Annotated in this window: 4 protein-coding genes; 2 read left to right on the plus strand and 2 right to left on the minus strand. The window is 62.2% G+C overall.

Features of this window, described 5'->3' with window-relative positions; all coding sequences use genetic code 11:
• Positions 1–66 precede the first annotated feature (66 nt).
• Together ACXYMN_RS18535 and ACXYMN_RS18540 are read left to right on the plus strand one after the other, a co-directional pair.
• Positions 67–2,676, plus strand: a complete 2,610-nt coding sequence (locus ACXYMN_RS18535) for a Hint domain-containing protein (protein ID WP_459015419.1) — start codon at positions 67–69, stop codon at positions 2,674–2,676.
• A gap of 270 nt (positions 2,677–2,946) precedes the next feature.
• Entirely contained in the window at positions 2,947–3,879 is a 933-nt protein-coding gene (locus tag ACXYMN_RS18540; protein WP_459015420.1) for an IS5 family transposase, read from the plus strand.
• A 62-nt stretch (positions 3,880–3,941) separates the two neighbouring features.
• On the opposite strand, the gene ACXYMN_RS18545 is transcribed toward ACXYMN_RS18540, so the two are convergent.
• Both ACXYMN_RS18545 and ACXYMN_RS18550 read right to left on the minus strand, forming a co-directional pair.
• A complete protein-coding gene (locus ACXYMN_RS18545; RefSeq protein ID WP_459015421.1) occupies positions 3,942–7,418 on the minus strand; it encodes a hypothetical protein in 3,477 nt (1,158 codons plus the stop codon).
• An 18-nt stretch (positions 7,419–7,436) separates the two neighbouring features.
• Positions 7,437–17,225, minus strand: a complete 9,789-nt coding sequence (locus tag ACXYMN_RS18550; protein WP_459015423.1) for a DUF7507 domain-containing protein — start codon at positions 17,223–17,225, stop codon at positions 7,437–7,439.
• Positions 17,226–17,337: the final 112 nt, after the last annotated feature.

Below are 17,337 nucleotides of genomic sequence, written 5' to 3' on the forward strand. Positions count from 1 at the left end.
GGTCGCTGTTTAGGGTCCTGATTGGAAGCAATCGGTAGATCAAGAACAGGAACGGACAAGCCGAGTATGGGATACCAACTTACGGTTTATGACTGGTCTTTATTCACGATCCCGTCGGGCATTCCAATGGCCGATATCCAAGGCGACACCCATGCCAATGATCCCAACAGCCCAGATTACGCCAGCAGCGCGCCGAGTTGGATCGGAGAGACGTTCACTTACAACGGTGGATCAGGCATTGAGATAATCGTCTCAGACGATGACGATGATTTTGAAGACGCTTACGTTGAAACTGGCGGCGCTCAGACCTTGGCGCAGCCAGTCACGATAAACGGGACCACATATCCCGCGGGCTCTACGATTGAGAACGAATTCTCGATGCTCGATGACCTCGGGAACGAAGTCTGGGTGTTGCGGATCAACGGTACCAATGTAGGGTTCATCTACGCCGCAAACGATCAACCCACCGCTGGCGAAAGCTTCACAGCGTCCACGGGTCGCGATGGTGCCCCGGAAGACAGTGGAGATGGCGCCGCTTCCTCCGAGCCCTACAGAACGGTCGATACCAGCGACGGCATTGTGTCCGGAACGGTCGGTGACGACAGCATAGATGCGGCCTATTCGGGCGACCCCGATGGTGATCAAATTGACGATGGTGCCGCAAGCGGGCCCAGTGGCAATGCCAACACTGTCAATGCGGGAGACGGCAACGATACCGTCCTTGCAGGTCAAGGAGACGACACGGTCTTTGGTGAGGCGGGAAATGATTTTCTGCAGGGCCAGGCCGGAAATGACTCGTTGGTCGGCGGTGATGGTGCAGACATCATTCTCGGAGGCATTGGAAACGATGTTCTGCAAGGTGATGCAGGAAATGACTCGCTCTATGGGGAGGCAGGCGACGACACTGTCATCGGCGGTGACGGGAATGACGTCCTATATTTTGGTGCCGGAAATGACTCGCTGCGCGGCGACGCAGGTTCCGACCAATTCATAGCCGTTGATGGATTCGGCAATGACACTGTTGTCGGCGGTGAGATGGGTGCCGACACAGATTTTCTCGACTTTCGAGCCATCTCCAGCGGCCTGACAATAACTTTTGGCGGTGACGAAGCTGGTTCCGCGACTGCAGGGACAGACACGGTAACCTTCAGCGAGATCGAGAACATTTGGCTGTCGAACCAGGCAGATGTTGTCGATGGATCTGCAAGCACGACCTATATGGGCATCGGTGCCGGGGATGGTAATGATACAGTCGTCACCGGCTCTGGCGACGATCTCGTTCTCGGCCAAGCCGGAAATGATAGCCTCGAAGGAGGTGCAGGCAGCGATTCGGTCGATGGTGGTTTGGGTAACGACACCATCTTGGGCGGTATCGGTAATGACAGCCTGACTGGCGGAAACGGGGACGATGACATCGACGGCGGCGACGGAGCCGATACCATCTCGGGCGGTGCCGACAACGACGTTTTGTCCGGGAACGGCGATGCGGATTCGATTCTGGGCGGGGATGGTGACGACATTATTTTCGGCGGTGATGGCGACGATATCGTCGACGGCGGCACCGGCGCTGATACGGTCTATGGCGGCCAGGGCGCAGACTCCATCACAGGTGGCGACGGTGCCGATTACCTCTTCGGGGACGATTTCTCAGCCACGGGCGGCAACGACACGATCGACGGTGGTGCGGGCGACGATACGCTTCACGGAAATGCTGGAGATGACGTCCTAACCGGTGGTGGCGACAATGACCTTTTCATGGTCTCCGACGGCAATGACACCATCACCGATTTCAACTTCGGCAATACCGGAGCGCTTGGCGATGGAAACATCTTCAACAACGACTACATTGACCTCTCGGGCTATTACGACAACCTCGATGAAGTCCGCGCAGACCAAGCCGATGACAGTATCCTGAACCAATCTAATGCCTTTGACGATGAAGGCAACGCGGTCGACTATTCCGACAACATTCAGTTCGGAGCAAGCTCGCTGACCATGCTGGGTGCGACGGCATCGAGCTATACAGCTGACAATACCGGCATCGTTTGCTTCACTGCGGGCACCCGAATTCTGACGCCCCGGGGGCCAGTCGCTATCGAAAAACTCAAGATCGGCGATTTCGTCGTTACCCAAGCTCACGGAGCACAGCCCCTGGCCTGGATTGGGCGTCGCCAAGTGGGACGAAATCAGCTTGAAGCCGATATCAGACTCCGTCCAATCCTGATTTGCAAAGGCTCCCTTGGAAACGAGCGAGATCTTCTGGTCTCACGCCAGCATGGCATGCTGATAGGTGCCGACCACCTCGTACGTGCGGTTCATCTGGCCGAAAATTCTCAAGGCGTCCGCATTGCACATGGCAAGCGGGAAGTGACCTACATCCATCTGATGTTCGAAGCGCATCAGATCATCTTCGCCGAGGGCATCCCCAGCGAGAGCTTCTTCCCAGGGCCAATGGCGCTCAAAACGATGTCGCCTGACGCCCGGCAGGGTCTGGAAGAACGTTTCCCAGCTCTTCGGGGTATTAAGACCGTTGAGGATGCAGAAATGCGTTATTGTCCTTTGGTCCGGCCCTTCGCAAAGAAAAAATGTGTAAAAGCGTTGCTGGATGCCACCAAGCCCTACACACAGAAAGAGCGACACTTTCTTCCAGAAAAGCGCGTGCTCTGCGCAGCCTGACAGCCGCAGGATGGCAATGGGAATCTCGCGCCTTTCGTTTTGTAATTTCGTGACATCTAATCGGCGTTCTGCGGTGTTTGCCATTCCTCAAGTTGATATCTCCGCCCCAGAACCTTGATCGCAAAGATCCATCCGGCACCCAATTGAGGGCCGACATTGCACGTCGATGATGAAAGCCACGTAGACCATCCCTTGCCAGCTTGAGAGGCTTTGTTGCGCAAAGGCCGAGGGGGGATTCATCTTGCGAATCCGGCGTGGTAGCTGGCTTGCATGAGCAGACCTATCCCGCCGACCTACAAGACCAAGAACTGGCCGGCCTACAACGAAGCGCTGAAGCAGCGCGGTTCCCGGACGATTTGGTTCGACCCAAACATGGTCTGGGTGCCGCCACCGACGGGCAAGCGAGGCAGGCAGCCGCAGTATAGCGATGCGGCGATTCAGGCATGCCTGACGATGAAAGTCCTCTTCGGCATGCCCCTCAGGCAGACCACGGGCTTCGTCGAGAGCCTTCTGCGGCTGGTCGGCCTCGAGTGGAAGGTGCCAGACTTCAGCACCCTGAGTAGACGCCAGAAGACCCTGGCCGTGACCATTCCCTATCGGGGCTCGCAGGGGCAGCTGAACCTGCTGATTGACAGCACCGGCATCAAGGCGGAGGGCGAAGGCGAATGGCACGCCCGCAAACATGGTGGCGCGAAACGCCGTCTTTGGCGCAAGATCCACATCGGCGTCGATGAACAAACCCTGGAGATCCGAGCCATCGAGATCACCGGCAGCAATGTTGGTGACGCACCCATGCTGCCCGAGCTCCTTGACCAGATCCCCGCCGATGTGGCGATCGGCTCGGTCACGGCAGACGGAGCCTACGACACGCGCAGGTGCCACGACGCCGTCGCAGACCGAGGCGCCGATGCTGTCATACCGCCACGCAAGAACGCAAAGCCCTGGAAGCCCTCGACGGCCGGTGCGATCGCAAGAAACGAGGCGTTGCGCGCATCGAAATACCTCGGCCGTGCCATCTGGCGAAAATGGACCGGCTATCACCGCCGGAGCCGCGCCGAGACGAAGATTCATTGCGTGAAAATGCTGGGGCAGAGCCTCATGGCGCGCGACTTCGATCGCCAGGTCGCCGAACTCCAGATCCGCGCCGCCGTGCTGAACGGCTACACCGCGCTCGGCATACCGATCACAGTGGCCATGGGATAAGTCCGTCTGGGGAAAGGGGAGGTGCACCCCTCACCTCCTTTGCGCAGCAAAGCCATTTCGATTCAGAATTTCGCGATCAGGTTCACGAAAGCGCCCTTATCATCGTAGGTCAGGTCCGTGAGATCATCCGAGAAAGTGCCGAAGTTATAGCCGATACCGGCTTTGAAGTTATTGCCAAAATGGCGGTAGATCGTTCCGACGGCGGAGGCTTCGGAGATGCCGGCCTGTTCGGCCTCCAGATGGCGCGCCTCGATCAAGAGGTCCCAGTTGCGCACCATATGCCAGCGCGCATTGGCTACTGCCAGCCATGCATCGTTATCGGCAAAAGGCACGCTTTCGTCCGGACTGCTCCGTGACCAGCGTCCGCCCAGCTTGCCACCGATGGACCATTGTTCAGTCAGATCGTATTCCGCATCGACACTGACAACATGGCTTTCCTGACGCGGGCCGTACTGATCGGTTCCGTCGATGTCCTGCCCGATGCTGTCGAAAAGATAGCGGTACTTGAACAGCAGGTTGAACCGGTCATCGAAGATCGGTCGCACGGCGTAGCCCAGTGTCACCTCGCTATATGTACCTGCCTGTAGTGACGCATTGTTCGCATCGATCTCTGAGTAATCGACGTTGAACAACAGCCGCCGTTCTTCGTCTATCTCGTAAGTCGCGCCCGCGCTCAGTAGGAACGATTCCAGATCGCGATCGGTGCCGGACAAGGTCCCCTCGTCCACTCGGTATTCAAGCCGCGCCTTGGCCTGGAGTCCGGCGCCGTTGTCGTGACGGATTCCAAGCGACACGCCGTTGCGGTCGTAATCGTCGTCATTTCCGGCGTCGTTCACGCGACCGACCTCAATCGCGCCGAAGAAAACGGTCTGCTCCGTCGCGCGGTACTCGACACCATACGCACTCGTCAGCGCCCTATGACGCCCGAACAGATCGTATATGTTTTCACCGAAATAAGTGACGTCTTCATTCACCTGACGCCTGCCGCCCGCGACGAACGTCCCGCGATCCTCGCCGCTCAGCGTCACGCCGCTGAAATCACGACCAGGCTCGAGGCGATAGCCGAGGTAGACATTGTCGGTGCCCTCTCCCTGCCGAGTAAAAAGCAGAGCGCCACCAAGACCTTGCGTCCCGTCCGAGACCTCGCCTTCGACTGTCCAGTTTTCGTTGAAGCGATAGCTGACGCCCGCGCCGATCCGGTCGTTCCTCTTCAGACCGCCCGAGCTTTGCGCCGTGGCCTGACCGAAGACGAAGTATTGCAGCCCGTCCCGCGGCTCGAAGGTGACGCGCGCGGCGAAGTCGGTGCGCCCGCCCGTGTCGTCCGATTGTGCGGCGGGATTGTCGATATCCACATGCTCGATGCCGAAGCTGAGCGTTGTCGTCTGCGAGATCATGAGATCGAGCTCCGCGCCCCCTTCGCGCACGGCCTTGCCGGCATCGTCACGCGCATCGTCGTAATAGAAGCGCAACGTCACGGCTTCGGACGGAAGAAACTCGGCAGAGACGCCCCAAAGCTCCTCATCGTCGGTGATCTGATAATCCAGCGTCGAGAAGCCCGCATCCCGCTTCTCGTAATAGCCCGCGATGAACCCTTCCATACCGAGACCCGCATCCTGCAGCCCCAGACGCCCGCGAGCCAGCCATGCATCGCCGGTGCCACTGGTGACCGGATCGGTCGAAACGACGAGACCACCGTTGGAGGAAAACGAGGACCCGAAGCCCGGACCGTCGGTGCGCGCCTTCTCCAGATCGAGATAAGTCTCATCGGAATAGCGCAATCGCAGATCGACGCCTGTCGCGGTATGGTCGGCAAAACCCGTGCGCTCGATCGAGCGGGTCGCACCGAGTCGGAAATAATCGTTCAGCCAGACTTCGGCCCGCGCGCCGAAATTCGTTCCGTCCACCTGCCCGGCCGCCGGCGTGTATTCGTATTGCACCACGAGATTGACATCGTATTCGCCACCGGGATTGGTGACGACAAGCCCGCCTCCGGTCGAGCCGGTCAGCGGCGCGTTCAGGATGATCGAGCCTTGGGTGTAGTTGATCGTGTAGTCCCGGCCTTCGGCAAGAGTGCTTGTCGAGACGACGCGGCCCGTATCCTTGTCGCGAAGTTGAACCGTGACGGTTTCGGAGCCGATAGCGAGATCAGCGTTCTGCAGGAAATAGACGGACCCGCCCGTGCCCCGGAAAACCTCGCGTCCGGGCAAGCTGTCCGGGGTCGCTGCGAAGCCCTCCACGGAGACGCGGGATTCGCCATGCGCGGTCTGTTCGGGGCTTCGGTAGACCCCCTGAAAGCCATAAAGCTCCCGCTCGTTGCGCAGGTAATACGTCCCGCCGATGGTGGATTTGAAATTGCCCCACATCAGGTGGCTGCCGTCACGCTCGGCCCTGAGGTAGAACTTGCCGTCCGACGGCGTGTCATCCTCGATCGTGGAATCGTCCCCATATGTCGGGTACGCGCTTTCGCGACTCATGCGCAGAAGCGTGCTGTACGGATCCTTCTTGTCGAAATCCTCGAAGATCTCATCGAGATCCGTTTCGTTCGTGTCGATCGAGCCAGTGAGCGTCCAGCCGCCACGCACCTTGCCCTTCGCATAGGCCGCGATCCGGCCATAGGAATAGGTTTCGGGCAGAGACGCGCCATTGGTATCCTTGGGATCGTCGAAACGCCGACCGAAGGTCAGATCGACCGTTCCGGTATAGAACCATTCATTCGCAGGCACCGTGATGTCGCGCTCGAGTTGCAGGGCCTGCGCACGGCCATCCACCTGGACCTGAACCGGGTGATTGCCCGGCGGCAGGATCCGTTGAATGACGAAGCTGCCGGAGGGATCAGGCAGAAGCGTCTCTCCCAGCGTCTGAACCTGCGCGCCGCCGACGATATTGTCGCCCCGCACGGTCACGGCCCCGCCATGCACCGGAATGCGCGCGCGCGCCAGCGTCGAGGTGCCTTCCTCAACCGCGAGATCGCCAAGCCGGGCAATCGACGCCTCATCCGCACGCAGCGGGATCGGCGCGGTTTCATCATAGCGCCCGCGCGCGTCGTAGACCCGGTGGGTCAGCACAAGGTCCTCGCTGTCATCCGGCAGGGTGAACTGCGCGACCCCGTTCGGGGCCACAGGGATGACCTGCACATTGCGCGGCCCGCCCCGGGCCCCGAGATCCAGTATTCTGAATTCGGCACGCCGGACAAAGGCCGGGTAATTGAGCTGGCTTTGCACACGCATGACCTGGCCCGGAACGGTCGGCCCTTCGGTCAGCACAATCGCATCGAGCCGTCGTTTGACGTCCAGCCCGTCGAAGGTCACCGCGATATCGGCCGCTTCGAGTTGCACATCCACCGATTGCGGCGTGCGGGCACTCGTTGGCGGGGGCGCGATCACGGCGGTGAAATCCTCCGAGACCTGCGCAGGACCGTCGCCGGCATCCACGGAAATCACGAAGCCGGCGCCCGTCGCCACGACCCCTTGCGCGACAGACGGGCCCGCGAGCACGGACAGGGCAAGCGCCGTGGCGGCGCTGCGATTGAGCTTGGACATACCAGCCATCCTCATCACTCAGCGTCCCGACCGAACGACATGGCGTTCGATCTCGAGCCTGTAGGTTCCCCGCCCGCGCCATGCGCGACGGATGTTCTTTTCCAGCTCCCGCAGGCGCGTACGGGCTTGAGCCGCATCCTCGCCGGGCCGCAGCGTGTAGCTCAGCCGCAGATAGGAGGGCTGTCGCGCGATCTGTCCGACCAGACCGTCTATGGCCTGATCGAGCGCGGGCAGCGCTTTGGACTGGCCGGGCTGGAAAGCCTGATGTGTCAGGTCGATCCGCACGAGCTTGCCCAGCTGCACCCCGAAATTCAGCCGCGTCATCTTACCTGCCGTGACCCGGACATTGCGCGGGTTCTCGGTGGTCACGCGGAAGCCGGTCGGCAAGCTGCGAGGATCGAGCTTGAGCTGGAAGTTCGACCCGATATCGCGCGGAAGCGCGGCACAGGGCACGCTGAAGCGCCCGTATTCATCGGTCGTGATGATCGTCCCGTCAGGTGTGACGACACGGGCCAGCGGCATGCCGGGCTCGCTCGTGTCGGGACGCAGCGGCTCGGACGACATCTTTCCGCCCTTGCCTGTCTTGCCACCAGGCAGAACGTCATCGCGGTAGATCGGCTCCGGCAGGGTTCCGGGACCATCCTGGTAGCCGTTGCCGTTCCGGTCATGGAAGACCTTCCCGATGATGTCGGCGCAGTCGAAGACGTGCTCCGGCTCGATGGATACGCTGGCCTTGGCGATATTCGACAGGATGCGCCCGCTATTATGCTCGATCCATGTCTCGTTGACGCGTCCCCCGAAGTTTCCGGTCTGCGCCACCCGGGCCGAGAAGGTCACGGGGATCGTGGCCCCTGCCAACAGATCCGTAGTCCATGTCAGGCGCCCCCCTGCAACGACAGGCTCCTGTGCGGCACCGTTCACCCGGGCGCTGCCGGGTGTGTAGATGATGCCCGGCGGCAGGTCGTCGACGATGCGTGCGTCGATGTAGTCGTTCTGCGTGTCGTTGCGGAAGGTCAGGTTGTAATTGATCGTCTCGCCAAAGACGGCCGTGCGGCGATCGGCGACCTTCGTTGCGATCACGTCATTCACCCCGGCACATCCCTCGAAGGGAATGTTCACGTTGATGATGAACGGATCGCCCGCCTCGATCACGAAGGTCTGGGTGAACGGGTTTGCCGCTTCGCTGAAATCCGCGAGGACCCCGGTATTGCCCTGCTCCGGGGAGCCGAGCGCTGCCGGATTGGCCGGAAGAAGCGACGTCGCATCCAATGGCCCGCCAGACAGGCGCGTTGTGGATGGCGAACCTGCCGACGGATCCGTGAAAGTGACGGTATACGTCCCCGGCGCACTGACCTGGAACTGATAATACCCCAAGGAGCCATCCTCGACGACCGTGATCGGACCGGTCGTGCCGATGCCTGTCTGGGCACTGCCGCCACCGCTGACCGTGACGAGGCCACCAGTCAGAAGACGCCCGTCATCCTCGCAATAGAGGTAGCCCGTGGGATCGTAATCGTTCCAGTCCGGCACGCCGTCATTGTCCCGGTCCCCGGTTTCGAGGAAGTCCGGGATCCCGTCCCCATCCGTGTCCGTCGTCTGCACGAGCGCCTGTGCTTCTGTCGGCGTCGGCAGATCCTCGGAGATGATCGCGGCGGTGTTGGGCGCGCCGGGTTGTCCGGGCGCGGTGGAATAGACCAGCGTAAGCGTCACGGTCCCGGTTTCGCCCGGCGACAGGCGCGCATTCCCACCGATCAGCCCGGTATCGCCCGTGCCGTCGAAACCCGGATTGGGCTGAACGTCAGGGCCAAAGCCGGAAACCGTGATCTCGAGCGGATAGGTATCGGCCAGCAGAAGAGCAGGCGCGAGGAAGGCTTCCAGATCGTCATCGATCTGGATCTCCGACTGCGTGACATTGCCGGTATTGGTCGCCGTGAAGGTGAAGGTCACTCGCTCCACGGTCGGGAACAACAGCTCGGGCTGGCTCGCCTCCTTGGTCAGATCGAATGCGGGCAGCGGCACGATCGCACCGACGGTCGGATCGTCGATGCCTGTGCCATCGTCGTCCGACACATCCTGCAACGTTCCGCCCAGCGGCGTTCTGGCCGCTGCGGTCGCGCTGTTCAGCACGCCGCCTGCATCCAGATCGGCCTGGGTGAGCGTCGTGGTCACGGCATAGGTGGCCGTCTCACCGGGCGACAACGTGCCTTCGGCAGAGGGCGGCGTGCCGTCCGTACCCACGACGACGGCGGTCAGCGTCCGCGGATCATCGCCCGCGAGCGTCGTCATCTCGTCCGTGACCGTGATGTCGTTCAGGGTGATATTCCCGGTATTCTCCACCGTGATTTCGAAGGATACAGGCTCTCCCGCCGCGGTCCCGATCTCGGTCAGTGTCTTGATCACTTCGAGGGACGGGCTGGGCGCCACGGTGATCACGGTCGGATCAGCGCTGGTATTGCCATCGGTGAAATCATCATCCGCGGAAAGATCGCTGACCGGTGTGCCATCGACCGCTACGCCGCGGACCAATGCCGTATTGCTCAGACCGCCCGCATCCACATCCTGCTGCGTCAACACGTGGGTGACGCGCCAGATGGCCTCATCGCCCGGCGACAAGGTGGCGGGCAGCGTCACTGTCGTGACATCGACATCGACATCGAGCAGCGTGCCGTCGGTCCGCGTCAGCGTATCGGTCACGCTGATATCGGTCAGATCGAGGTTGCCCGTATTGGTCGCGACGATCTCGAATACAACGGAATCGCCCGGCCTGGTTCCCGGTTCGATCACGCTTTTGATCACGGTCACGCCGGGCTCCGATGCCGGGACGAAGATGGTGGGATCGTCGGTCCGGTTTCCATCCGTATCATCGCCATCGTCGGACACGTCCCGAACGGGCGCGCCACCCGGATCCGTCGCGGTGACCGTCACCTGATTGATCAGGCCCCCGGTATTGAGATCCGACTGCGTGAGTGTCCGCTCGGCGGTGTAGACCCAGGTCTCCCCGACATCGAGAAGACCGTTGCCGTCATCGCCGGATGCCAGCGCGAAGGGTGCATCGAGGCTGACCAGATCGTCTTTTCCATCAGTCATGACGTCGGTCACGACGACATTCTCAAGCGTAACATTGCCCGTATTCGCCACGTCCAAGCGATAGCGCACCTGGTTCCTCGCCACGGAAATCGTTCCGGGCAGCTGGATCTTGGTGGCCTCGAGCGCTGCAATCTGGGCCGGACCATTGGTGGTGATGCTGTCGCTCGCCGTCGTCGGCACCCCTCCCGGGGCGAACCCGGTCACAGAGGCCGTGTTCTCCTGCGATCCGTCATCGACCATGTCTTGCGTCACGACGGTCGTGAGGCTGCAGGCGCGGTTCGTGACGCCCGGCGCGAGGGTCGGAATGATGCACGAGAAATCCGGATCCAGCGGGTCCGTCACGGTGAGATCTGTCAACGTGACATTGCCAGTATTTTTCACGGCAAAGAGATATGTCAGCGCCGTGCCGACCCCGCCGAAGGGCGAGGGTGTCGCGGTCTTTGTCAGGCTCAGACCCGGATCCGCAGCGGGCAGGGCAACCGGCAGCGACACGTCGCCGACAACACCATTGCCCTGCGGATCGACCGCGCGGCCCGAGGCGATATTGACCAGCGATCCGGTATCAAGATCAGCCTGTGTCACGATGTAATCGCCGGTGCAGATCAGTTGCGCGCCGGGCGCCAGCTCATCGCTCGCGCAGGTGAAACCGTCGATCAACGGATCGCGCACAACGACATTCTCGAGCGTTTGATTGCCCGTATTGGTGGCCGTGACCGTGAAGGTCAGCTCATGCCCTGCCCCGCTTACAGGCAGCGGTGCCGCACTTTTGGCCAGCGTCATTGCGGGAGCCAACGCCCCGTCGACACGCACCAGGTCGGGCTGGGACAGAACGGTCGTATCATCCGCGCCGAAGGTCGTCTCCGCAAATGCCTCGTTCGTGATGAAGCCGCGGTCGAGATCCTTCTGGGTCACCATGATCTGCGCGTTACAGGTCGCCGTCTCGCCCGGGATGAAATCCGGATCACTCGCGCTCGGAACGAAGCACGGGATCTCGCCTGTCAGCGTGTCGTTGACCAGAACAGGCTGTGCAAAGGCGCGCGTGCCGGTGTTGGTCACCACGAATGTGTAGGGGATGACATCGCCCACGGCGTTGAACTGCGTCACTTCCGCGACTTTCTCCACAGCCAGCGACGGCACGCCCTCATTCGGCACCAGCGCATCGTCCAACAGGGACAGAGTGGTGCCATCGGTGGCATAGGCCACGTTGGTCACGCTGCCGAGGTCCACATCCGTCGATGTCACGTCGTAGGTGCCGGTGCAGGTATATGTCTCCTCCGGAGCCAGCCCGTCATCCGGGAAGGCCTCGCAGGTCAGGCCCGCCGGATCGATCAGCGTGTCGACGATCGTCACCGGTTCGGTCACGGTCACGTTGCCGGTATTCGTCGTGATGAAGGTGTATTCGGTGACCGCTCCGGTCACGAAGTCTTCCGCCGGGGTGTCCTGCGCGATCTTTTCAAGCGTCAGCTCGGGGACCTGCGTGGCGGTGATGGTGATCTCCGACGGATCCGAGGTCTGATCATCGAGCACGGCCGTGGCCGTGTTCGTGATCTGGCCCGCATCGATATCGGCTTGCGTCACGCTCAACGTCGCGGTGCATGTCAGCGTCGCGTCAGGCGCAAGACCCTCTGCAGGAACCGCCTCACAGACAGGCGCGACGCCGCGGTCCGCCAAGACCGGATCGTCGATCGCGACCGTGCCGAACAACGTGATGTTGCCTGTATTCGTGACGGTGAAGAGATACGGGATCGGCGTCTCGATGGCACCGAAGCTCGCCGGTGCATCCACCCCAAGCTCTTTGAGGAGCGCAATCGACGGGTCGGACGCGATGACCTGCTCGACCGGGCTGTCCGGCACATCCGTGAGCGGGCTGCCGATTAGCGGATTGCCGATCACAGCAACGGTGTTCGAAACGCCGCCCGCATCGACATCCGCCTGCGTGAGCGTGTAGTCAACGAGGTAGTCCGCCGTCTCGCCCGGCAACAGGACCCCAAGGCCGGAGCCGAGATCTGCCCCGGTGAAAACCGGCGTCGGCACAAGGGCGATCGACGTTCCGTCGAGACGGCGCAGCGTCTCCTCAGTGATTGCGACATCGCTCAGGGTGACGTTGCCGGTATTGGTGATCGATACCGTGAAGCCCAGAACTGCGCCGACCTCGGTTGCAGGAGCGCTGACGATCTTCGCCACATCAATCCCCGGCATCGCGGGAATGGAGACGACGGCAGGCTCATTGCCGGTGCCGCCCGGTACTCCGTTCCCGGAAATATCCTGGGCCAGCGTGTCATCGGGTGACAGGCCGCGCGCGATCACGCTGTTCGAGATGCCGCCCGCATCGATATCCGCCTGGGTAAGCGTGTACTCCGCCCGGTAGGTCCAGGTTTCGCCAACGACCATGACGCCGGGAACGCCCGTATCCCCGCCGGTCAGAACCGGGGGCGAATCCAGCGTCAGTTGACTGCCGTCGTTTCTGCGCAGGACCTCGATCAACGTAATTGTATCGAGCGTCTGGTTACCGGTATTCGTGACCGTGATATCGAAACCGGCCACCTCGCCTGCGACGGGCGGATCGCTCAGAGCGGCATCGTCAAGAATCTTTAACGCCGTGATCGCAGGTGCCGCCGGAGCCACGGATACCGCCACGGTTTCGCTATCGGACAGCTGCCCGCCATTCGGGTCCTCCGCGACGACCGTTGCGGTGTTGGACAGTGTCACCTGCGCGTCGATGTCGTCTTGGGTGACGAGATAGGTCGCGCTGAATTCGGCCACATCGCCGGGCCGCAGCACATCCCATACGCCATCGTCGACGGCATCGGTGCTGTCGCCTGCCGGCGCATTATCCGCAAACAGCCTGTCGCCACTGATCGTCAACGGGTTCGTCCCACTGGCGGAAGTATGATCATCCGCGACCGTCACATCCGTAAGGGTCTGATTTCCGGCATTGATGACGCGGTAGGTATAGCTGAGCGCCGTGCCAACGGTGACGTCCCCAGCCTGCGACGGGATTTTCTCGAGGATCAGGGCCGGTGACGCGGTGACTGGCAGCGTCAGCGTGGTGGTCTCGGCCCCCGGTGCATCCGGCAGCTCCGCCTGATCCGAGAAGGCCCGCGCCAGATTGGTCACTGCGCCTGCATCCACATCTTGCTGCGTGACGGTATATTCCGCCGTGCAGGTCAGCAGCGCCCCCGGTGCGAGGCCGCCTGCGGGAAGCGCGGGGCAGGACACGTCGTCGATCTTGTCGTCGATCACCGACATCGGCGCGGTCAGTGTCACGTTCCCGACATTCGCGACCGCGTAGCTGTAGGTGATGATTTCTCCCGCCTCGGTGACCGCCGAGATATCGGCGGATTTCTCCAGTGCGACCTCGGGCGTGGCGTCGGGCCCGCGCACCGTCACCTCACCGACGCCAACCACACTGGCCGCGTCGGGCGCGACGCTTGTACCGGTGGCTGTTGCCGTGTTCACGAAGGACCCGAAGCCGTCTCCCGGTTGGCCGTCGATATCGGCCTGCGTCACCGTATAGGTGACCACGCAGAGCGCAACCGTCTCGCCGGGCGCGAGCGTGCCTGCAGCGCAGAATGCCGGCACCACCGGCAGCTCGTCCGCGATCGAGATGTCGCGAATCGTGACATCGCCATCGTTGGTCACTGCGATCAAAAAATCGACCGTATCGCCCACCTCCGTGAAGACCGGCTGACCGCTGGCGGGTGTCGGCGTCACGCTTTTCACGACACTCAGGCGCGGCGCGGGTACCGCGAGCGGCACCGCGGCAGCGGCGTCGTCTTCGACATCGGCGCCCGTGGGGTCGAAACCGCGCACCGAGGCTGTGTTGGTCAGGGTTTGCGCATCGAAATCCGCCTGCGTGACCGTGTATGTCCCGGTGCAGACCAGCGCCGCATCGGGTGCCAGCGCGACATTGGCCGGAGCCGCGATGCCGTCCACGCTACAGGTCAGAACCGGCAGCAGCGGATCGGAGATGGTCACGCCGGAGATCGTCTGATTGCCCACATTCGTTGCCGTGAGGGTAAATTCGATCACATGGCCGGTCGTCGCTGCAGCGGGTGCGTCGCTGACAACCTTTCCCAGTTCGAGCGCTGGCGCGGTCTCAGCTGTCACCGTCTTGACGGTCGGATTGGAACTGACCGGGCGCTCTTTCGGCGTTCCGGGGGCAAAGACCGTTTCGGCCACCGCTTCGTTGGTGACAGATCCCGCGTCGAGGTCCTCCTGAGTGACGGTGTAAACCGCAGTGCAGGTGTAGCTTTCTCCGACACTGAACACGCCTTCGGAGGCCGGACGGCACAAGAAGGGATCGTCGAAACGATTATCCGTGACGGTGATATCCTGATCGAACGCGGCGTTCGAGTTGTTGGTCAATGTGTAGCTGTAGGTGATTTCATCGTCTGCCGTCGCAAAGGTCACGTCAGCAGGATCACTGTCCTTTACCAACGTCAGCGCCGGCGTGGCATCGACCGGATAGATCGCATCATCCGCCGGAGAGACCACCGGCGCGCCATCGAACGTACCGTTAGCCTTGGCAACGTTGTTCACGGAACCGAGTGCAATGTCGCCGTCCACAATCGTGTATCGCGCCGTACAGGTCAGTTCAGCTCCGGGCAGAAGCACACCGCCTGCCGGGGCAGCGCAGGACACAACATCGATCAGGCTGTCACCGACCGTGATCGGACCATCGATCGTGACGTTGCCCGTATTCGTGATGGTGAACGCGTAATCCAGCACCGTGCCGGTATCGAACGTGTCCGGCGTTGCCGAGAGCAGGTCCTTGTCGATGCTCAGCTCCGGCGTCTGGATCGCCGTCACGGTAACGCTGTCGGGATCGGAGGCCCCTGGCGCACCGTCATAGGCCGTGTTCGCGGTGGCAAGGTTCGTGACCTCGCCTGCGTTCAGGTCCTCCAGGGTCACGATGTAGCTGTGGCTGCAGATCAAGGTTGCACCGGGCGCAAGCGGTCCTGTTCCACAGGCCAGCCCGTTGCCGATCCGGTCGTCATCTACGGTGAATGGTCCCGCCAGCGTGATATTACCGCTGTTAGTGATCGTGTAATCGTAGCTGATCATGTCGCCGACCGCGTCGAAAGTTCCTGCCGACAGCGCAGACAGCGCCTTGCCAAGATCAAGCGCGGGGCTTTGTGCCGCGGGAACAGTCACGCCGTTGCTGGGGGCCGTCGCGGTGATCTCGGTCGGATCGCCCGGAGCTTCGGGGACCACGGGCTGGGTCACGCTGGCCTCTGCCGTGTTGATCACCTCGCCGGCATCGAGGTCGTCCTGCGACACGACATATCTGCCCGCACAGGTCAGCGAGGCGCCCACGGCCAGCGGCGGGGCATCGCAGATGATGGCGCTTTGCGTTTCGATCAAGGGATCGCTGACCGAAATCGGCGCGGTGATCGTGATGTTTCCCGTATTGGTGACCGTGAAGCTGTACGTCAGCGTATCGCCGAGCGCGCTGAACGGATTCGGTCCGGTATCCAGGGCCTTCACCACGGCGATGTCCGGCGCGCCCCCGACGGTGACGAGTGTCGGGTTGTCCGGGCCTGTGCCATCATCATCCGAGACGTCGGAAACCGGGCCATCCTGCGGATCGGAGGCGTTGACCGTCACCTGGTTCGCGACGCCGCCCGCATCTATATCCTCCTGCGTCAGCGCGTAGCTGGCACGGTATTCCCAGACCTCACCGACCTCGAGCGCGCCCGCCACGCCGCCATCGCCCGACGCCAGGGTCGGTGTCAGGCTCAGCGGTGTCCCGTCGCGCCGCCGGAAGTCTTCGTCCAGCGTCACGGCATCCAGCGTCACATTGCCGGTATTCTCGACATTGATGACGAAGGTCACGGTGTCGCCCAACTGCACCGGTGTCTGGAGCCCCGATGTGATTGCCGTCTTCACAACCTCCATGGCGCCATTCGCCGGAATGGCGGTTTCGGTTGGCGCATCGCTGCCCGCGTCCTCGCCGCTCAGATCCTCCGTCAGCGTTCCATCCGGGCCCTGTGCCGATGCTGTCGCGGAGTTTTCAACCCGCCCGGCATCGATATCGTCTTGGGTCAGCGCATAGGTGGCGGTGTAGACGACCGGGGCGGCGCCCACCGCGATATCCGGGCCGTCGCCGTCACCATCGAGGTCCGCCCCGCCGGAAGACAGCGTCGGCACGGGTGCGGTCCCTGCCCCGCCGAAGCCGCTCTCCGTGACACCTGCGTCGAACAGGGTAACGTTCCCGGTGTTCTCGACCGTGTAGGTATAGCGGATCAGATCACCCACACCGGCAACACCATCAGCCCCGAGATCGAGAGTGGACGTCTTCACGCCGGTCAGTGCCAAAATTGGCGTCGCCACTGTCACGCTCTCGCTCAGGTCGTCACCGACCGTCGACGGATCGACCTCGTTGCCCTCAGCCGCCGTCGTCGTGTTGGTGATCGTCTGACCGGCCTGGCCCGCATCGACCGTGCCTTCCAGCGTCAGTGTCGCGCTGGCGCCGTTGGCCAGGCTTGGGATTGTCCACGTCCCGGTCGCATAGCTGCCCGCCGTCACGCCGCCGTTGTTCACCGTCGCCGTCAGGCCCGACGGCAGACTGTCCGTAAGGCTCACACCCGTCGCCGCGTCCGGGCCGTCATTCGTCACCGTGATCGCGTAGGTCACCGTGTCGCCCTCTGAAGGCGTCGCGTCACCCGAGACCAGCGTCTTCGCCGTCACCAAATCCGCCGATGCAGGCGTCGCCACTGTCACGCTCTCGCTCAGGTCGTCACCGACCGTCGACGGATCGACCTCGTTGCCCTCAGCCGCCGTCGTCGTGTTGGTGATCGTCTGACCGGCCTGGCCCGCATCGACCGTG

This window comes from Roseivivax sp. CAU 1753 (assembly GCF_054482575.1).